The 19,939-nt window shown below is 43.1% G+C and carries 19 protein-coding genes and 1 tRNA gene; 13 read left to right on the plus strand and 7 right to left on the minus strand.

The features are described 5' to 3' along the window. Positions 1 to 95: 95 nt before the first annotated feature. Positions 96 to 593, plus strand: a complete 498-nt coding sequence (locus GRFL_RS09115) for a DUF456 domain-containing protein (protein ID WP_083644322.1) — start codon at positions 96 to 98, stop codon at positions 591 to 593. Here GRFL_RS09115 and GRFL_RS09120 read toward each other — a convergent pair whose 3' ends face one another. Further along, positions 594 to 1,364 (minus strand): creatininase family protein, encoded by a 771-nt coding sequence (locus tag GRFL_RS09120; protein WP_083644323.1) that lies wholly within the window; start codon positions 1,362 to 1,364, stop codon positions 594 to 596. 118 nt (positions 1,365 to 1,482) lie between these two features. Here GRFL_RS09120 and GRFL_RS09125 point away from each other — a divergent pair, with 118 nt between their 5' ends. The 11 genes from GRFL_RS09125 (at position 1,483) to GRFL_RS09175 (ending at position 9,646) form a co-directional block, all read left to right on the plus strand. After that, positions 1,483 to 2,547: a flavin-containing monooxygenase gene (locus GRFL_RS09125; RefSeq protein WP_083644324.1), complete on the plus strand. Its 1,065-nt coding sequence runs from the start codon at positions 1,483 to 1,485 to the stop codon at positions 2,545 to 2,547. 187 nt (positions 2,548 to 2,734) lie between these two features. After that, complete coding sequence (locus GRFL_RS09130) at positions 2,735 to 3,178, plus strand: QcrA and Rieske domain-containing protein (protein WP_083644325.1); 444 nt, start codon at positions 2,735 to 2,737, stop codon at positions 3,176 to 3,178. A 77-nt stretch (positions 3,179 to 3,255) separates the two neighbouring features. Beyond that, positions 3,256 to 4,023, plus strand: a complete 768-nt coding sequence (locus tag GRFL_RS09135) for a TatD family hydrolase (RefSeq protein ID WP_083644326.1) — start codon at positions 3,256 to 3,258, stop codon at positions 4,021 to 4,023. A gap of 49 nt (positions 4,024 to 4,072) precedes the next feature. After that, entirely contained in the window at positions 4,073 to 5,215 is a 1,143-nt protein-coding gene (locus tag GRFL_RS09140) for a 1-acyl-sn-glycerol-3-phosphate acyltransferase (RefSeq protein ID WP_083644327.1), read from the plus strand. Then, entirely contained in the window at positions 5,199 to 6,227 is a 1,029-nt protein-coding gene (locus tag GRFL_RS09145) for an asparaginase (protein WP_083644328.1), read from the plus strand. The genes GRFL_RS09140 and GRFL_RS09145 overlap by 17 nt, the downstream gene beginning before the upstream one ends. Before the next feature lie 68 nt (positions 6,228 to 6,295). Continuing rightward, positions 6,296 to 6,383: transfer RNA gene (locus tag GRFL_RS09150), tRNA-Ser, on the plus strand. Between the two features lie 65 nt (positions 6,384 to 6,448). Beyond that, the gene (locus GRFL_RS09155; protein WP_083644329.1) at positions 6,449 to 7,258 is read left to right on the plus strand and encodes a MotA/TolQ/ExbB proton channel family protein; all 810 of its coding nucleotides are present in this window, start codon (positions 6,449 to 6,451) and stop codon (positions 7,256 to 7,258) included. A gap of 24 nt (positions 7,259 to 7,282) precedes the next feature. Next, positions 7,283 to 7,720, plus strand: a complete 438-nt coding sequence (locus GRFL_RS09160; protein ID WP_083644330.1) for a hypothetical protein — start codon at positions 7,283 to 7,285, stop codon at positions 7,718 to 7,720. Position 7,721: 1 nt separating this feature from the next. Continuing rightward, positions 7,722 to 8,330: an ExbD/TolR family protein gene (locus GRFL_RS09165; RefSeq protein WP_083644331.1), complete on the plus strand. Its 609-nt coding sequence runs from the start codon at positions 7,722 to 7,724 to the stop codon at positions 8,328 to 8,330. A gap of 30 nt (positions 8,331 to 8,360) precedes the next feature. Further along, positions 8,361 to 8,843, plus strand: a complete 483-nt coding sequence (locus GRFL_RS09170; protein ID WP_083644332.1) for an ExbD/TolR family protein — start codon at positions 8,361 to 8,363, stop codon at positions 8,841 to 8,843. A gap of 89 nt (positions 8,844 to 8,932) precedes the next feature. After that, positions 8,933 to 9,646 carry a porin family protein gene (locus GRFL_RS09175; protein ID WP_083644333.1) on the plus strand — a complete coding sequence of 238 codons (714 nt, stop codon included), beginning with the start codon at positions 8,933 to 8,935 and terminating at the stop codon, positions 9,644 to 9,646. On the opposite strand, the gene GRFL_RS09180 is transcribed toward GRFL_RS09175, so the two are convergent. The 5 genes from GRFL_RS09180 to GRFL_RS09200 form a co-directional block, all read right to left on the minus strand. After that, positions 9,641 to 10,246 (minus strand): hypothetical protein, encoded by a 606-nt coding sequence (locus GRFL_RS09180; protein WP_083644334.1) that lies wholly within the window; start codon positions 10,244 to 10,246, stop codon positions 9,641 to 9,643. The two genes, GRFL_RS09175 and GRFL_RS09180, sit on opposite strands and share 6 nt — an antisense overlap. Beyond that, entirely contained in the window at positions 10,246 to 11,703 is a 1,458-nt protein-coding gene (gene rpoN / locus GRFL_RS09185) for an RNA polymerase factor sigma-54 (protein WP_083644335.1), read from the minus strand. Before rpoN ends, GRFL_RS09180 begins: the two co-directional genes overlap by 1 nt. An 80-nt stretch (positions 11,704 to 11,783) precedes the next feature. After that, complete coding sequence (locus tag GRFL_RS09190; RefSeq protein ID WP_083644336.1) at positions 11,784 to 12,650, minus strand: RluA family pseudouridine synthase; 867 nt, start codon at positions 12,648 to 12,650, stop codon at positions 11,784 to 11,786. Between the two features lie 18 nt (positions 12,651 to 12,668). Beyond that, entirely contained in the window at positions 12,669 to 14,111 is a 1,443-nt protein-coding gene (gene asnS, locus GRFL_RS09195; protein WP_083644337.1) for an asparagine--tRNA ligase, read from the minus strand. A gap of 68 nt (positions 14,112 to 14,179) precedes the next feature. Continuing rightward, positions 14,180 to 16,597, minus strand: coding sequence for an efflux RND transporter permease subunit (locus GRFL_RS09200; protein WP_083644338.1), 2,418 nt, complete (start codon positions 16,595 to 16,597; stop codon positions 14,180 to 14,182). Positions 16,598 to 16,724: 127 nt separating this feature from the next. Between GRFL_RS09200 and GRFL_RS09205 the strand changes: the two genes are divergently transcribed. Next, positions 16,725 to 17,333, plus strand: a complete 609-nt coding sequence (locus GRFL_RS09205) for a hypothetical protein (protein ID WP_083644339.1) — start codon at positions 16,725 to 16,727, stop codon at positions 17,331 to 17,333. A gap of 89 nt (positions 17,334 to 17,422) precedes the next feature. Here the strand turns inward: GRFL_RS09205 and GRFL_RS09210 are convergent, their stop codons facing one another. Then, positions 17,423 to 19,885, minus strand: coding sequence for a DUF5686 family protein (locus GRFL_RS09210; protein WP_083644340.1), 2,463 nt, complete (start codon positions 19,883 to 19,885; stop codon positions 17,423 to 17,425). Positions 19,886 to 19,939: the final 54 nt, after the last annotated feature.

Below are 19,939 nucleotides of genomic sequence, written 5' to 3' on the forward strand. Positions count from 1 at the left end.
GAAGACTAATATAAACTAAAATATTAGTTTAAACTAATTATTTAGTTAAAAATTAAATCATCCGCTTTTTCTATCTTCGTGGGAAATCAGGAAATATGGAAATCATACTCTTTTGTATAGCGGCGTTTTTTATGATCCTCGGCCTTTTGGGGAGTTTTCTCCCGGTACTTCCGGGTGTGCCCTTAAGCTGGATCGGATTGTTGCTGTTTTTCCTGATCCCAACCGTGCCCATGAATTATTTGTTCCTTTCGATCACGCTGGTCATCGCGATCATCGTGTATATTCTGAATCTGGTAATCCCGGCAATGGGAACCAAAAGATTTGGCGGAAGTAAAAAAGGAATGATCGGCGCAACTATTGGGCTGGTAATTGGAATCTTCGCGCCGGTTCCTTTCGCGGTGATCATTGGGCCATTTTTGGGTGCGCTAATAGGGGAAATCCTCAATAAAAGCAATTCCAAGACCGCAGTCAGGGCCGCGTTTGGATCTTTTCTTGGCTTGCTAACTTCCAGTTTTATGGAGTTCCTGGTGTGTGTTGCTTATCTTATTTTGTTTGTATACCAGTTCTGGAATTATAAAGAAGTCATCTTTTAACTACTCGTAAAGGTCGTCCAGGCTGGTCTTATCCAACTCCGAAATAAAACCGGCAATCGTGTCCACGCATTTATCAAAGAATTTTTGGCCTTTTTCTGCAGTTGCTGCTTTTGGGTTTCCCACACCGGTATCTTCGGTCACTTTGGTCCATTCTCTTTGAGCACTTGCCCAGCCTTCTTGCAAACCTTTCAGCTTATAATTTCTGGCTTTTCCGTTTCCGGCTTCTTCCAAAGGTAAAACCAGGTCTGGTCGCAGGTGCATGACTGCAGCTGTTTCAAGCTCCCCGGCATGATCCCCCGGCTCATCGAAATAATTTTCAGCGTTCTCCACTTTCCACCAGTTGATCGAGCAGATGAATACCTTCGGAAAAATGAGGCTGAGCTCCCGGATGATTTGTTTGAAATTATTCCCACCGTGCGCGTTTACCACGATCAGTTTATGAATTTGATGATGATCCAACACCTGAACCAGGTCTTTCAAAACGGCCAGTTGCGTGCTGGGATTCATGTTCATACAAAGCGGAACATCAAGCTGGCCGGTGTTTACGCTAAACGGGACGGTGGGCAGTACAATGGGTTTTGCTCCCGACTTCCAGGAAATTCCTGCTGCTGCAATGGCCACTTCTTCAGCTAAAATATTATCGGTTGCGTAAGGCAGGTGGTAATTATGAGCTTCGGTGGCACCCCAGGGCAACAGGGCGAGGTGATAATTGTCATTTTTCACCTGTTTCCAATTCGTTTCGGCGAGAACGTAAGGTCGTATGTTCTTCATGCTGATTTCATTTTTGCTTAAAATTACGGAAGTTCCGAGTGTGAAAAGAAAGTTATTCCGATTCTTCTCATTTTCAGAAACCTTTAATTAATGGTATTTTTGCCGAAAATACTGCGGAATGCTTGATTTTATTGTTGTTGGAGCTGCTCAGGCCGGTCTGGCCATGTCGTATTACCTTCAGGAGCTGAAGATGGATTTCCTGGTGGTAGATAAAGAATCTGAAATTGGCGCTTCCTGGCTCAATCGCTGGGATTCCCTGAAACTGTTCACACCTTCGGAATTCAATAATCTGCCCGGAATGGATTTTCCTGCTGAAAAGGGGTATTATCCCACCAAAACAGAAGTGGCGCAGTATTTTAAATCTTACGCGAATAAATTTGAAATTCCCATTCAGCTTAACACGCTCATTGAACACATCAGCCACGAAGGCAATCATTTTGAACTGTCTGGCCCAAATGGCAAATTTCTGAGCAGGAACGTTGTGGTGGCGACCGGGCCGTTTCATATTCCGTATACACCGCCGTTTTCCAAAAAGATCGATCGGGAGGTTTTCCAGATTCACAGTAATTACTACAAAAATCCGGATCAGCTTCAGGAAGGGGCAACGATGGTTGTGGGAGCGGGGGACAGCGGCTTCCAGATCCTCGATGAGGTTTCAGCAGAACAGGAGCGAGAAGTGTATTTTTCAGGAACTACCGATGTTCGGGTACTTCCGCAGCAACTCTTAGGAAAGACCCTCTGGTGGTGGTTCACAAAGACAGGTTTTTTGAGTTTCAGTCGGAATTCCTGGTTGGGTAGGAAATTAAGCAAATCCCGGCAGCCGGTTATCGGGACAGACGTGAAGGAAATTCTGGCCCGACCCAATGTGGAGCCGGTTGGTAAGACGAAAAATGCGGAAGGCAATATGGTGCTTACTGAAAAAAAGAAACTCAGCGAACTTCGGAATATCGTTTGGGCTACGGGTTACAGGCCTAATTTTGAATGGATCGAAGGCCTGGAATTGACCAAAGATGGCTATCCGAAGCACGAAAGAGGGGTGAGCAGTATAGATGGGCTCTATTTTATTGGACTTCCCTGGTTACATACCCGCGGGTCAGCCACTTTGGGCGGTATCAAAAAGGATGCAGAATATCTGTCAAATTTCATTCAGCGAGAGGCCGATAAAAGCAAAGGAAATAGCTGATTTTATATATTGTAAATATTGCTTAAATTTATAAGGGTATAGGTTGAAACTATACCCTTTGTTTTTTCGTAAATATTATAATCGTCAGGGTTTTTGGCCCAAACGCTTAATGAACGGGAATATGCAGGAATCTTAACCGCTAATAGAATCAGGAGTTGAATACTTACAATCTTTAAAATATCAAATTATGAAAAGAGGTGAATTTTTAGTGAAAGGAGTTTTGCTGGCATGCTCAGGTGCCTGTGTATTTTCAGCTTGTAGTACAGGCGATGATGGAGGCGATAGTCCGGACCCGCCGGGAAATAGTGGTCCTCAAACCGTCACAGTAAGTCTTTCCAATTTAGCGAATGTGGGAGATCAGTTTACCAGTAATGGAATCTTGTTCTTTCGTATTGGCGCTGGAAATACCTCGGCAGATTTTGTCGCTACGGAAGCTGTTTGTCCGCATCAGGGAGGACAGCTGGTGTGGCTGGAAGATGAAGGCTATATTGAATGCCAGTTGCACTTCGCCCGTTATGAAGAAGATGGCGATGTGATTCGCGGGCCACAAGGCGAATCTGGTTCAACCCGTGATCTGGCGATCTATTCCACGAGCATCAGTAATGGGAATATCACAGCTACAAAACCCTGAGGATCGTATTTAAAAATGAGAGACCTAATTTGTCTCTGTTTTTTAGGATTCTGTAATCTTCTGTTATTTTTGCGACTATGAAAATTACAGATACGCATACTCATTTATATAGCGAAGCCTTTGACGTGGACCGAAAAGAGGTCATACAGAAAGCCATTGATAGCGGGGTAAAAAGATTTTTTATTCCGGCGATCGATTCCGAAACAACGCAGGCGATGTATAATCTTGAAAAACAGTTCCCTGAAAATGTATTTCTGATGATGGGGCTCCATCCAACTCATGTCCAGGAAAATTTTGAAGAAGAACTGACTCATATTCAGCAGCAGTTTGAAAAAAGAGATTTTTACGCGGTTGGAGAAATTGGCATCGATCTTTACTGGGATAAATCTACCTTGGAAATTCAGCAGGAAGCTTTTAGAAGACAGATCCAGCTGGCAAAAAGTAAAAAACTGCCCATTGTGATCCATTGCCGCGATGCTTTTGATGAGGTTTTCGAAGTACTGGAATCAGAAAAGGGCGACGATCTTTTCGGCATTTTTCACTGTTTCAGCGGCAATCGCGAGCAGGCAGAAAAAGCACTGTCCTATAATATGAAATTGGGGATTGGAGGGATCGTGACCTTTAAAAATGGCGGACTCGATCAGTTCATTTCAGAATTTCCTATCGAAGAGATCGTGCTGGAGACCGATGCGCCATACCTGGCACCAACACCTTTCCGCGGGAAACGCAACGATCCCATATACATTCTGAAGGTGGCCGAAAAGCTTTCCGAACTTTATAATCTGCCAATCGAAAAGATCGCTGAGATCACTACCGCTAATTCCAAGGAAGTTTTCGGAATTTAAAGCTATTAGGCAGAAATTTTGTTCATTTGTTTAAAGAACCAAGCGAACTGTGCAGAATTTTGAAAAAATAAGATTTTATAACGACGCCGAGGTCCAGGCAGCTCTTGCGGAATACGTGAAGCATCCTATGATCAAGGCGCTTTTGACCTATACTTTTCCTGAAAAAGAGTTTGAAGAGATCGAGGAGATTGTGCTTTCCTGCCGCTCCATTCGGGACTTTCAAACAAAGGTCATCTACCATTCCGTAGAAAAAGTACTGGAGAAAACCAGTGAGGGTCTCGAAGACCGTGGTTTCGACAAACTCGAACCGGGAGAATCCTACTTTTATATTTCCAATCACCGCGATATCATTCTGGATACTTCGCTTATCAATTATACTTTGTGTAATCATGACCTGGTAATGACCGCATCGGCGATTGGCGATAACCTGGTGCAGAAGCCATTTTTGATGGCGCTTTCCAGGCTGAATCGAAACTTTTTGGTACTCCGCGGGCAGTCTCCCAGGGAAATGCTGAAGAGTTCCATGAATCTTTCGGAATACATCAGGCAGCTGCTACTGGAGGAAAAACGCTCGGTGTGGATGGCGCAGCGGGAGGGACGAACAAAGGACGGAAATGACTTCACGCAGCAGGGTGTACTGAAAATGCTGGCAATGGCCAAAGGAGATCTGGACGTGCTGGACTATTTTGAAAAGCTGAAAATCGTACCAGTTGCCATTTCTTATGAATTTGACCCAACTGATATGTTGAAAATGCCTGAAGTCCTGGCCAAAAGAATGAAAGAGGAGTATAAGAAGTCGGCCAACGAAGATTTTAACAGCATCATGCAGGGCGCACTCGGGCAAAAGGGAAGGATCAGCCTTTCTGCCGGGAAAGTGCTTTCCAAAGAGAAAATTCAGGAGATCCGCGAGCAGGATCTTTCTATAAATGAGCAGTTGAAAGCACTGGGGACGCTGATCGATCAGGCGATCTATAGAAATTTCAAATTATGGCCTGCCAATTATATCGCGTATGACCTGGTGAATAATGAAACGCGTTTTGCAGACCATTATTCCGAAAAGGAAAAAAGACAATTTGAGCGCAGGATCAGCAGAAGGGTGGATGTGAAAAATTCACTGGCCCTGAACAGCTATTTGCTGATGTATGCCAACCCGGTGATCAATAAAATGTCCCTGCATGAAGAACAGGTCTAGAATTCTGCTGGTTTATACCGGGGGAACCATTGGGATGATCAAGGATTATGAAACCGGCGCCCTGAAGGCTTTCAATTTTGATGAATTATTGCAGAATATCCCGGAGCTGAATATCCTGGAACATGAGATCGATACGGTGAGTTTTGAAAACCCGATCGATTCTTCGAATATGAATCCGCAGCAGTGGATCAAAATAGCCAATATCATCTATGAACATTACGAAGGGTATGATGGTTTTGTGGTGTTGCATGGCAGTGATACCATGTCTTACACCGCTTCAGCCCTCAGTTTCATGTTCGAAAATCTATCCAAACCGATCATTTTTACCGGGTCACAATTGCCAATTGGAGATCTTCGTACCGATGCCAAAGAGAACCTGATCACCAGTATTCAGATCGCCGGGCTTCGGAAGAACGGAAAACCTGTAATTACAGAAGTTGGGCTGTATTTTGAATATAAATTATACCGGGCTAACAGGACTACCAAGATCAATGCAGAACATTTCCAGGCCTTTGCCTCGATGAATTATCCGCCGCTGGCCGAGTCTGGGGTGTACCTTTCCGTAGATTACAAATCGCTCTGGAAATCTGGAAGAAAACAATTTCCGAAGCTGCACACCGGCTTTAATGATGAGGTCCTGATCCTGAAAATGTTTCCGGGCATTACTGAAAGCAGTGTGGAATACGTGTTGTCTAAACCCGGTTTGAAAGGTATTGTTCTCGAAACCTACGGAAGTGGCAATGCGCCAAATGAGGGCTGGTTCCTTGATTTGCTGAAAGATAAGATCAGGAAGGGGCTCAGTGTGGTGAACGTCACGCAGTGTGCCGGCGGGAGTGTGGTAATGGGTAATTATGAAACCAGCGTAGGATTAAAAAGAGTAGGAGTAACCTCTGGAAAAGATATCACTACGGAGGCTGCAATTTCGAAATTGATGTATTTGCTAGACAAAGATTTGTCTCCAAAAGTTTTCAAAACTATCTTCGAAACTTCCCTGCGAGGCGAAATGTCTTAAAATTAACGCGTCTTACTTGACGCACAAGTTTTTTTTTTGTTATTTGCCGCCCCGAAAAGTAAATTCACAGAGAGGTGGCCGAGTGGTCGAAGGCGCACGCCTGGAAAGTGTGTATACGTCACAAGCGTATCGAGGGTTCGAATCCCTTCCTCTCTGCTAACTTTTATTAAAAATTATTTATATCTTTAACCCTTTAACTAATTAAATTAAGACAAACAGTAATGAAAAGATTATTTTCTATTTTGGTAATCGCCGCGATTACGGTTCTTGGGGCCACTAACGTCAAGGCGGCTAACAGTGCGAATATTTTGCCGGAAACGATTGCTACCTTTGTTCAGCAGGATGAGGATGCGGCAGCTGCTGCAGACGATGCTGGAGAAGAAGAGGATCTTGGTTTCCACCAGGAGCTTAAAAAGCGTTTTATTGAAGGTGGACCTGCCTTCATGGGTATCGTACTACTTTGTTTGATTTTAGGTTTGGCTGTTGCCATTGAGAGAATTATCTATCTAAACCTGGCTTCTACAAACACCAAGAAACTTGCAAGAGACGTTGAAGATGCTCTAAACAGCGGCGGTGTTGAAGCAGCTAAGGAAGTTTGCCGTAACACAAGAGGTCCTGTAGCATCTATTTACTACCAGGGTCTTGACCGTGCCGATGAGAGCATCGAAGCAGCAGAAAAAGCTGTTGTAGCTTACGGTGGTGTTCAAATGGGACAACTTGAGAAAAACGTGTCTTGGGTATCATTATTTATCGCACTTGCCCCTATGCTTGGGTTCATGGGTACGGTAATTGGTATGATCCAGGCTTTCGACCGTATCGAGGCAGCAGGAGATATGCAGCCGTCACTTGTAGCAGGAGGTATTAAAGTAGCACTTCTTACTACAGTATTCGGTTTGATCGTTGCGATTATTCTTCAGATTTTTTATAACTACATTATCGCTAAGATTGACAGTATCGTTAATGATATGGAAGATGCGTCAATCCTTCTTATCGATATGTTAGTAGCTTACAAGAACAAAAAAAGAGTCTAAGAAGAAAGTTTAAGACAGAGTAATATGACTTTACATAAAATTTTAAAATATCTGGCAATCGTGATTGGAGTGATTGGTTTGATCCTTCTGGGACGAATCATCGCTGCCGGGGACGATGCCATCAAGGCCTCTGCAGACATGCAGGTGAGTCACCTGGATCCATTCATGTATATCGCTTATATCATTCTGCTGGCAACAGTTGTTCTGGTAGCGATCTTCGTGATCGTTGGTCTCTTTAGAGGGAACATTAAGACCACACTAATAGCAATTGGCTCATTTATTGCTATCATTGTTATTGCATATGCATTAAGCGATGGAACTGAAAAAGTTCTGAAAGACGGTACTACTCTATCCGCTAGCGGAGATCACTGGGTAGGAGCCGGTTTAATCGTATTCTATATTTTAGCGGGAATTGCCATTCTTTCAATGGTATTCTCAGGAATTAGAAAATTAGCGAAATAATATGGCAAAGAGATCAGCACCGGAAGTGAATGCTGGGTCTATGGCTGATATCGCTTTCCTTCTTCTTATTTTCTTCCTGGTAACCACTACCATTGAGACCGATAAGGGGATTAGTAGAAAGCTTCCGCCATGGCAACCTGAAGAGCAGGATCCTCCGCAAATTAAGCAGAAGAACATCTTTACCGTACTGGTAAACTCGAATAACCAGTTACTGGTTGAAGAGGAGGAGATGGAGCTTTCCGATCTTAGGGAGGCAGCAGTAGAGTTCCTGGATAATGGTGGTGGTAGCGGTGATGATGCCTGTAGCTTCTGTCAGGGAGCGAAAGATCCTGCATCGTCAGACAATCCACGAAAAGCTATTATCTCTCTTGTGAACAACAGGGGAACAGAGTATGGAACTTACATTGCTGTACAGAACGAACTGGTAGCGGCCTACAATCAATTAAGAGATCGTGAGGCACAACGTATGTTCGGTACAACGTTTACTGAGATGGAAAAAATGTACAACGATCCTAACTATAACGGCGATAAAGATGCCCTTAAAGAAAAGATCGACGTCATTCAGGATATGATTCCACAGAAATTATCAGAAGCAGAGCCAACAAGCTAAAAGCTTCTAAAACCGAAAACGACTTTTATTATGTCTAAATTTAAAAAGAAGAAATCCGGAGATTTGCCTGCCATTAGTACGGCATCTTTACCAGATATCGTTTTCATGCTGCTATTCTTCTTTATGGTTGCGACCGTAATGCGTGAGAATACCCTGATGATTGAGAACAAGCTTCCTTATGCCGATCAGGTTGAAAAACTTGATAAGAAGGATTTGATCATGTATATCTACGCCGGGAAACCGAGTAAGAGATATCAGGCCAAATACGGTACCGAAGCTCGTATCCAGCTGAATGATAAATTTGCTAGTGTTGAAGAAGTACAGCAGTTTATCTATTCTGAAAGACAGGCGAAGCGTGAAGAATTAATCCCATATTTAACCACAGCCTTAAAGGTGGATGAAGAAACCAATATGGGCCTTGTTTCTGATATTAAACAGGAACTAAGGAAAGCTGAAGCTTTGAAGATCAACTATACCACGTTGGTTGGAGATGCCCAGCAAAATGTTGATTAAATAATCTTTTCAATTTAATTATAGAACATCCTGTTTGATGCCAAATCGAACAGGATGTTTTTTATATTTACGTTTCAGGTTAGCAGGTTATGAAGAATGCCCTTTTCGTACTTTTCCTCTTTAGTTGTATTTACGGCTTTGCTCAGGAACGTGAACTTCTTACCCGGCTTCCGGATACCGTCCCTACTTCCATAGACAGTCTGTATCGGGAAGATCAGTTGTATGTAGGATTCAGTTTTAATCTGATAACCGATAAACCCTCCACCATTGGGCAACAAAGTTTTTCCGGAGGTTTGCACCTGGGAATGATTCGTGATTTTCCTTTGAATAAACGTCGAAATATTGCTTTGGGAGCTGGTTTAGGCTGGTCCCTGAATAGTTATGGGCAAAACCTGAAGATCGACCGGGATTCGCAGGGTAGTACCATTTTCAGTAGCCTGGAAAACAACCAGGATTACCAGACGAATCGCTTTACCACACAATTGATTGAAGCTCCAATCGAATTCAGGTGGCGTACCAGTACTCCTGAAACCTATAAATTCTGGCGGATCTATACAGGTTTGCGCTTAGGGTATATTTACCGTTTCAGAAGCAATTATAAAGATGCTAACGGCCAATTGAAACTCCATGATTTGCCCGAACTGGATCGATTTCGGATAGGAACCACTTTTACTTTTGGGTATAATACCTTTAACTTTCAATTTTACTATGCGCTGAATCCGTTTTTTCAAAATGCCGAAGTGGACCAGGAATCTTTCGGGATTTCTACGCTTCAGATCGGCCTGAACTTCTATATTTTATAACCAGAGTTTCCAGACCAGTATCTGCGGAATAATCCCGATTATAACACCCAATATCAATTCCCAATTGGTATGCGCTTTATAGTAAAGTCGGCTGCTGGCCGTAAGACCGGTCGCAATGATCAGGAAGCAAATGGTATAGACGAAATAGATCTGGAAGTACATGCAAAAAATCGAAATAAACATCATTAATGCTGTAATTCCCACCATGTGCAGACTCACTTTCAGGTTAAAATAAGTAAATAATAAAACAAGCGTGGTCGAAATCAGAATTCCAAGGAAATAATAAAATAGCGCAGGATAATTGTATTTATTGAGGATCTGGTGTAGGACCATGAAGCATAACAGGATAAATACAAACAGCGGCCAGCGCCTCTCTTTAGTGTCTTTGAGAAAGATACTTCCCACTTTTCCCAAATTCTTCAGAAGGAAATAAAACACGATGGGGATGAAAATTGTAATGATCGAGATTGCGAGTAATTTGGCTTTGATCACCTCTTCAGGAAAAAAACGGGGAATGAACAGGAAATAGAACAAACTGCCAGCAAATGGCATCCATAATGGGTGAAAAACGTATGATGCGAGTTTCAGGAGTAGTTTCATTAAATTTCCTTGCGTAAACGGGCTACCGGAATGTCCAGTTGTTCCCGGTATTTTGCCACGGTTCTTCTTGCTATGGGATAACCTTTATCTTTTAAAACTTTTGCCAGTTTCTCATCGGTTAAAGGCTTGCGTTTATTTTCTTCTTCGATAGACATTTCCAGGATCTTTTTGATCTCACGGGTAGAAACATCTTCTCCCTGGTCATTTTTCATGGATTCTGAAAAGAATTCCTTGATCAGTTTCGTGCCGTAAGGGGTGTCCACATATTTGCTGTTAGCTACTCGCGAAACGGTAGAAACATCCATTTCGATCTCATCGGCAATATCTTTTAAGATCATTGGCCGAAGATTTCGTTCGTCACCGGTAAGAAAGTATTCTTCCTGGTAGTGCATAATAGCACTCATAGTAACCATGAGAGTTTGCTGTCGTTGCTTAATAGCTTCGATAAACCATTTCGCCGCATCCAGTTTTTGCTTGATGAACATGACGGCATCCTTCTGCGCTTTAGTCTTTTCTTTCGATTCCTTATAGCCTTTCAGCATGTTGCTATAATCCCGGGAAATATGCATTTCCGGAGCATTTCGTCCATTCAGTGTAAGCTGTAATTCACCATCCTCGATCTTGATCGTAAAATCTGGTGTAACATGTTCCACGATACGGGTATTCCCGGAATAGGCTCCGCCTGGTTTCGGGTTCAGGTGCTCGATCACTTCAATGGCCTCCCGAAGTTCATCTTCGGAAATATCGTGGCGTGTAAGCAGTTTTTTGTAGTGTTTTTTGGTAAACTGGTCAAAAGATCGATCCAAAATATCCGTTGCCAGTTCTACCTGTTTGGTAGGCTCTTTTCGGTTTAACTGAATCAACAAACACTCCTGAAGATCTCTTGCTCCAACCCCGGAAGGATCCAGTTTTTGTACTTTCTTAAGCACTTTTTCCACCGTTTCCTCATCAGTGTACACATTTTGGGTAAAGGCCAGGTCATCTACGATATCCATGATCGTACGTCGAATGTACCCGCTCTCGTCCACACTTCCAACCAAAAATTCAGCAATTTCGCGCTCTGTTTCTCCAAACCTGAAAGTGCTTAACTGGTTCTTCAAATGCTGGGTGAACGAAGTACCCGCAGCATAGGGCACGCTTTTTTCATCATCATCAGGGCTGTAATTATTTGCCTGTAAACGATAACTCGGGATCTCGTCATCGCTTAAATATTCATCAACATCGATCTCGGTTTCTATGCTTTCGTTATCATAATCGTCGTCAGAATTCTCATTAGAAAGATCTTCATATTCATCAAAACGATCTTCCTTTCCGTCTTCGAGAGCAGGGTTTTCCTCCAGTTCCTGCTTCACTCGTTGCTCAAAAGCCTGGGTGGGCAGCTGGATCAACTTCATTAGCTGGATCTGCTGCGGTGACAGTTTCTGGGATAACTTAAGATTTAATTGTTGCTTTAGCATAGTTCATACTTCTATAACAAAAATAAGGAAAATCCAGGCCAACCTCGCTTTGGCATCGTTCTTACTCTAATAAACTTTTGTTAAGGTGTACGAAGATGACGTTTTAAAAAGCGGAATTTCTTCGGAAGCTTTTCTTCAAAGATCATTTTTTTACTTGTCGCCGGGTGCTGGAATTCAATTTTACCGGAAAAGAGGAACAGCGATCTATTGCTGAAAAAACCCTCTTTTTGGCCATAAATGTCATCAGCAACGATCGGTTTGCCGGCTTCGGAGAGATGAATGCGAAGCTGATGCGTTCTGCCCGTAATGGGTAATAATTTGACTAAACTATAGGTTTTGGATTCCACTTCATAGGTTTCCAGTGGTTCGATGATGGTCTCCGCTGCTTTTCCTGCAATTGGTTTCCTGATGCTTTGATGGGATTCAAATTCCCCGTGAATAATTGCAAAATAGGTTTTCTGAATATGCTTTTTTGTAAAATGCTGGTGTAACTGAAGCAGGGTCTTACGGGTTTTTGCAATTAAGAGCAAACCGGAGGTTTCCTTGTCCAGCCGATGTGCCGGTTCTGGGGCAGGCAAGGCGTCGGTTGCTTTTGAAGCTTGCAGGTTAAAAGGAAGTGCACTTCGAATGGTTTTAAAATAATTTCCACTGGTGGCAACCCCGGCAGGTTTTACGATCACCGCCAGTTCCTCATCTTCATAAAGAACCTTGAGCGGTAATTTGAAGATTTTGAATGTGGCAGTCTCCTGAAGTAACTCGATTTTTTGCCCTTTCTGAATCCATTGGGCAGTGGTAGCCGTGCTGCCATCAATTAAAATAAGCCCTTTTTTGATGGCTTTTTTAAGGCTGCTGCGGGTAGGTATTCCTTCGAAAATTGAAACTCCGTATTCCTGCAACCTGATGGATTCATCGATTGCAGGAACAATATGAGTTTCTATGACTTTCAAATAGTTTTTTTTTTCCGACTAAAATTCGGCGTTTTGAGGTGTTCTCGGGAAAGGGATCACATCACGAATATTGCCCATTCCGGTAGTAAACTGCACCAATCGCTCGAAACCTAATCCAAAACCACTGTGTACGCAGGTTCCGAACTTACGGGTATCCAGGTACCACCAAAGTTCTTCCTCTTCGATACCCAACTCGTGCATTTTTTGTTTTAGTACATCCAGGCGCTCTTCTCTCTGGCTACCGCCAACGATCTCTCCAATCCCGGGAAACAGAATATCCATCGCTCTTACGGTCTTTCCATCTTCATTCAAGCGCATGTAAAAAGCCTTGATCTTTGCAGGATAATCGAAAAGAATCACCGGGCTCTTGAAATGTTTTTCCACCAGGTAGCGCTCATGCTCACTTTGAAGGTCTGCGCCCCATTCTTCAATGATATAGTTGAATTTTTTCTTCTTATTTGGTTTGCAGTTCTTCAGGATTTCTATGGCTTCAGTATAGCTAACTCTTTTGAAGTTGTTTTCCAGTACGAAATTCAGTTTTTCAAGAAGTCCCATCTCGCTGCGTTCTGCCTTCGGCTTCAGCTTGTCTTCATTTTCCTGTCTTTCGGCCAGAAATTCCAGGTCATCCTTACAATTCTCAAGAACGTATTTCAGCACATATTTGATGAATTCCTCAGCGAGGTCCATATTTCCGTCAAGATCACAGAAAGCAACCTCCGGTTCGATCATCCAGAACTCTGCCAGGTGGCGGGAAGTATTGGAATTTTCTGCCCGGAAGGTAGGGCCAAAAGTATAAACCTGTCCTAAACCAAGTGCGTAAGCCTCGGCTTCCAGCTGACCGGAAACTGTTAAATTGGTCTCTTTTCCGAAGAAATCTTCTTTATAGTTGATCGATCCGTCCTCATTCATAGGAGGATTTTTCATATCCAGAGCGCTCACACGAAACATTTCACCTGCGCCTTCCGCATCACTACCGGTAATGATCGGGGTGTTTACGTAGTAGAAATTCTTTTCCTGGAAAAACTGGTGAACAGCAAATGAAAGTCTGCTTCGCACACGCATCACCGCTCCAAAAGTATTGGTGCGAACACGCAGGTGCGCTTGCTCTCTCAGTTTTTCCATGCTGTGTTTTTTAGGCGACAGGATGGTAAATTTTACTTCTTCGGGATTGGCTTCTCCAAGAATTTCAATGGATGTAACTTCAATTTCCACGCGCTGCTGGCTGCCCTGGCTTTCTTTCAGCGTTCCTTTGACAGAAATTGCCGCTCCTACGGTGATTTTTTTCAGAATTTCTTCTTCCGTATTCTCAAAATCGATAACACACTGGAGATTCTTGATGGTAGAACCGTCATTCAGGGCAATAAAACGATTGCTTCTGAAGGATCTTACCCATCCTTTCACGTGAAATTCCTGCAGGAACTGATCGCTTTCCAGTATTTCAGCGACTTTTGCTCGTATCATTTCTTCAAAATTTAGATCAGCAAAGATAGTTTTTAGCCAAATGCGGGGCAAGCGGCCTATCTTTTTGCTTATGAATTATTGGTCTCGTTTTTATCTAGTTCTTCGTCGTCTTCTTCGGTTTCAATGATCTTCATGGCCGGCTCTTTCATCACCTGCTTGTTGGCAATATTTCGTTCCAAAGAAAGCAGCAGCGACGGAAGCAGTAACAGGTTGGCCAACATGGCAAACAGCAAAGTAGCCGAAACCAGTCCGCCCAGCGCTACGGTCCCACCAAAACTACTGATCATAAATACGGAAAAACCGAAAAACAGGACGATGGAAGTGTAAAACATGCTAACGCCCGTTTCCCGAAGCGCTGCATAAACCGAACGCTTGATCTTCCAGTTATTGACCTTTAATTCCTGGCGATATTTGGCCAGGAAATGGATCGTGTCATCTACAGAAATCCCGAAAGCGATGCTGAATACCAAGATAGTTGACGGCTTGATCGCTACGCCCAGGTATCCCATAAGTCCCGCGGTTACCAGTAGTGGTAAAAGGTTTGGAACCAGGGAAATCAGGATCATTTTAAAGCTTCGGAACATCCAGGCCATGAGTCCGGCGATTAGTAAAATGGCCAGTCCCAGGGAGATGATCAGGTTTTTCACCAGGTAGTTGGTGCCCTTTTGAAAGAGCAGCGCTTTTCCTGTAAGTTGTACCTCGTAGGCTTCTTTTGGAAAGATCTTTTCGATCTGCGGCATCATGTTCTCTTCGATCTTCTCCATTTTATCTGTCCCCACATCCTGCATATAGGTCGTGATCCTGGCGTATTGCCCGGTGCTGTCTACATAAGCTTTCAGCAACCCGTCACCGGTATCCATATTCTTAGCATATGGCATGATGAAATTTCTTTCCTGGGAACTTGGTAGCTGGTAATATTTTGGGTTTCCGTTATAATAGGCCTGTTTGGTGTATTTCACCAGCCTGGTTACTGATATTGGATTGGAAAGCTCCGGAATTTCAGCAATATAGTTCTCCAGCTCCTCAATCCGCTTGAGCGTACTAAGCTTCAGCACGCCATTGGGGCGCTTCGTGTCGACCAGGATCTCCAAAGGCATTACGCCTTCAAATTCCGACTCAAAGAACTTTACATCCTGGAAGAACTGTGCTTCTTCCGGCATGTCTTCGAGCATGCTTCCGGAGATTTTGATGGTGTAAATCCCAATAATGCTGGCAACCAGTAGCGATATGGCGGTGATATAAATGGCAATTCTATGGTGTCTTACCATTTTTTCCATCCAGTCTACGAATGCGCCAATCCATTTTTTGTTCAGGTGACGAAGGTGACGGGTCTTGGGTGGTCTCAGATAACTGTAGATGACCGGGATGATGAGCAGGCTTAATACGAAAATCGCGATAATGTTGATCGAAGCTACGACCCCGAATTGTTTCAGTAATTCACTGTCGGTTAGAATGAACGTGGCAAAACCCGAAGCAGTTGTGAGGTTGGTCATCAAAGTGGCATTACCCACTTTCGCGATCACCCGTTGCAATGATTTTGCCTGGTTCCCGTGTTTCTGAATTTCCTGCTGGTATTTATTGATAAGGAAAATACAGTTCGGGATACCTATCACGATGATCAGCGGCGGAATAAGGGCGGTTAAAATGGTGATCTCGTAATTCAATAATCCTATGACCCCAAAAGCCCACATTACGCCAATGCACACAGTAACCATGCTGATTAACGTAGCGCGGAAGGACCTGAAAAAGAAAAAGAAGATAAGAGATGTTACGAGTAGTGCTGCTAAAATAAAATACCCTATCTCGTTTACAATATTCTGGCTGTTCAGCGTTCTGATGTATGGCATTCCTGAGACACGAACATCTATTCCCTGTTCCTGTTCAAATTTTTCGATGATAGGATCGAGTTCTTCTAATACAAAGATTTTCCGCGCCTTGGTGTTTACCAGCTCTTTGTTCAGGTAAAGGGCTGATTGTATGGTGTTGGAATGACCGCTGTAAACCAGGTTTTCATAAAAAGGCATGGAGGTAAAAAGCCGGTTTTCAAAATCTTTCAATTCAGCCGCATCAGGATTTTTTTCAGTAATTACCGGCACCATTTCGAAGCGTTTGGGATCCTCGAATTTTTTCAGTTCCATAAGGCTGGCCGGGGAGATCACGTGGTCTACCTCCGGAAATGTTTGCAGGGTATCGGTAAGTTTATTCCAGGCTTTGAACTTTTGCGGGGTGAAAAGCGAAGAATCTTTTACGCCTAGCAGAATGAGGTTTCCTTCTTCGCCAAATTTGTCCAGGAAACTGTTATACACCTTATTAACCTCATGATCGTCTGGCATCAGATTCGCCTCGGTGTACGAAAACCTCATATATTTCCACTGTGTGGCAAGTAGAACGGTGGCAACGATGATTGCCAGTATGATGATGATTCTATTTCGAAGGATCAGGCGGGCGATGGAATTCCAGAATCCGAAGCTGAAAATCTTATGCATGGCTTGTTTTTAGCGGTGCAAAGGTAAAAAACTCACCTTACATTTTCGATTCCAATGAATTAATATTACCTTCCAAACTATCTTAAGTTATTTTTCAATAATTCATAAATCATTAAAAGGAATTTGTATGAAAAATTTATACATACTATTGCTATGTTTTTTTGTTATCTCCTGCTCTGAAAATAGTAATGAAATTACAGAAGTTGAAGTTGAGGAAGGTCAAGATTTTCCTGTCTCTGAAGATAATAATGAAAATACAGAAGTTGAGGAAGGTTCAGAATTTTCTGTTGAGGGAGACAGGATCATTTTTGGTAACTACTCAGATGGTTATTGCTCTCTAGATTGCAGAGAGTTGTTTTTGATAAAAGATGGTCAACTTTTTCGAGATATGGATATAGACGGTTGGATTGGTAGTGAAAGGCAGGTATTGAAACATACCAGTTTTGATACTGTTCCTATGTCACAAGAACAATTTGAAAAAGTTAAGGGAATGGCTGATTTTCCAGAAAGTATTTTTGTAGATGAAAACGTTAGTGATGATGTTATTCATCAACTTACAATGGATTTCGACTATTATATTTATATAGAAAAGGATGGTAAATCGCAGCAAATTATATTTGATCATATTAACAACAAAGCTAAGCCTGAAATAAAAAAGTATTTTAAAACTTTTATAGAAAGTCAAAAGGCTTTGGATGTATGGGTTATTGATACAACTAAATGGGATCTACCGTAAGGAATACACTTAAGTTAGAAATTCGTAGCCAAAGCAACCAGGTTGCTTTATTGGTTAATTTTAAGGTAAGTCAAAGACTTTGTAAAATATCAAAGCTCTAACTGTAGCGTAAATTTTAAACTGAAGTTTTCTTTGAATGTGGGTAAGTGATAAGCGCCGTATCGATAGGCGGTGCTTATTCCGAAGCCGCTGAAGATCCTGTTTAGTTCCAGACCTGCTTCGGAAAAACCTTTTTCCATCGTTTTAAACGGGATATTGAGGTGTTCTTCAGGATTATCCATATTTCCAATGGCAAATCTTGAGATCAAAACCAGCTGCGGCTGGAACTTTTCTGTGATCAAAAATGGGCGTAGCTGATGTCTCACGTGGAGCATCGCCTGCCTGTCACTGAAGAATTCATTATAATACATCGTTTCAAAACTATTTCTTCCTGCTACCGAAAATCTACGGAAGATTTGCTCCCTGTTTGGGTTGTTTGGGTAGGAATGAAAAACGTGGGTGAGAGGCACCTCGCCAAAGGCCAAATTTCCTTCCAGGATAAATTCAGTTCTGGATCGATCCAGGTTTTTGATCTCGTGTTCGGCTTTCAATCCCAGCCTGGTAAAATCAAAATCCCCGTTGAAAAGCCCCTTAAAGGAATGTTCAATTTGTCCTGTAAGCTGCGGAAAATTCCGTTCGATCATCTTGGTACTTTCCGGAGTGCTCAGGAATTTCGAGAAAGGACGCCAGATAAATGAAAAAGTAGCCATTCCCATTTCATAATCGCTCCATGCCTGCCCGTTTTCCTGGAATGCATAGTTCTTGATCTGCCATATCTCCTGCCTGCCAAGCCGCAGCTCTGTACTGAGTTGGGGGATGATGTCATGCGTTACTGAAGCCCAGGTGTTGCGGTAGTTATAGAAGAAATTGATATTGACAAACCTGGGTTCCAGGATAGCAAAGGTATTACTGCCCTTCAGGTAATCAAACGTTCCGGTTTCCTCAATATCCCTGGAATGGAAAAAATTCAGGCTGGAATTGGTCCGTTTATTCAGGTAAATTTCGGTCCCGATGCCGTATTTCAGCACCTGGTCCTTGAAACCGTAAGTAGTGTAACCCTTAATATTGAATTTATCTGAAACCTGGTCATTGGTCTTTCCGCCAAGACCAAGCCTGATTCCTTCATAATTATTGAATTTAAAGATCTTGCTCAGGTCCAGATCCCAAAATCCAAATGGGTAATAACCGCTGGCAATGGCATTTTTGATCTCGATCTTGCGTTTCACCCCGTTAGCAGCCAGCAGGCTGTCAACTTTTCGCTGTGTTCCGGCATCTCTACGGCTAAATTCTTCCTGGCGGTTCGATTCCCAGAAATTTTCCGGCTGATCACTGGCTTCAGCATTGACCAGTATTTCAGCACCATGTGTTTGTGTGATCTCTTCGGAATTGAACTGAATATCATAATTCGTCGTGCTCGAATTCAGGTAAATGTCATTGGTGACGCTCTTCTGTTTGCTGAAAATGTCCAAAACTGACTTTTTCGGCTGGATCATTCCAACGGAAATCGTTCCGCCGAAAACCGCAATCTCCTTTCCGCCGCTTCCGGGCCTGATCGTGGTGGTCTGGCTCGAGGGAAACCAGATGTTTTCCTGCTGAAAATACTGGTAATTATGAACCACTTCCAGGCGTATGGCTCCCAGTAATTGCGCCTTGGCCTTCTGGATGGCCAGCGTTTCCGTGTCGAGATACAGAATTCCTTCCAGGCCGGCCACGACCTTTTCCCGGCGTGGTTTGAAGTAGATCATGTAGGCCGGTCGCTTCGTTTGGGTGGTGTCCAGTATTTTATAGGTGTAATTTCGCAATGCGTCGTTGGCCAGTGGCCCGGCATAATCGGTTTTATAAAGATTGTAAGAGTTTTGATACAGCGAAAACGGGTTGATATTAAGATTAAGCAGCTGGTAAACCGGGCGTTCAAAACCGGCCGTTTTGGTGCCGATCACTTCTTCCTGCTCACCGCCATGCTGACTATATCGATGCGCGGACACTTTTTCAGAAAGATAGCCGCGACCTTCGTTGATAATGGTCCGGATATCCCTTGAGGTAGAATCGGCCGCCAGGCTGATCTGGCTATTTTCGTTATCGATAATAAATTTGGTGTACGAGCGAAACTGGAAATTTTCCAGCACCTTTTCGGGGTCATTCCGGTCTTTTGCCTCGATAGCTCGTTGGATAAGGTCTTCCGCAGGATTGGACTTATTGCCTATCATCACCTCCTGAAGCATTTCCTGGCTTGGTTGCAAACTGTATTGCACAAATTTTACTGCGGAATAAACCGTGGTTCGGAAAGTCTTGAAGCCAATGTAGCTAACTTCAACTGAAGCGGAGTCGCCAAGGATCTCGAATTTGAAACTTCCGTCGATATTCGTAAGGATCTGGCGATTGCCGTTTACCTGAATTTCTGCATAAGGCAAAGCCTCACCATCCTGGCGCGAGACTACTTTCCCCCTGATGATCGCCTGTGCAAATACCTGGACTCCGAAAAGCAGCAGCAGAATCGTTACAAAATGACGCATAGGGGAGAAAGGATTAGGTTCAGGAAAATACGTTTAAAAATAGAAATGCCGGTA

This window comes from Christiangramia flava JLT2011 (genome assembly GCF_001951155.1).
Taxonomy (GTDB): domain Bacteria; phylum Bacteroidota; class Bacteroidia; order Flavobacteriales; family Flavobacteriaceae; genus Christiangramia; species Christiangramia flava.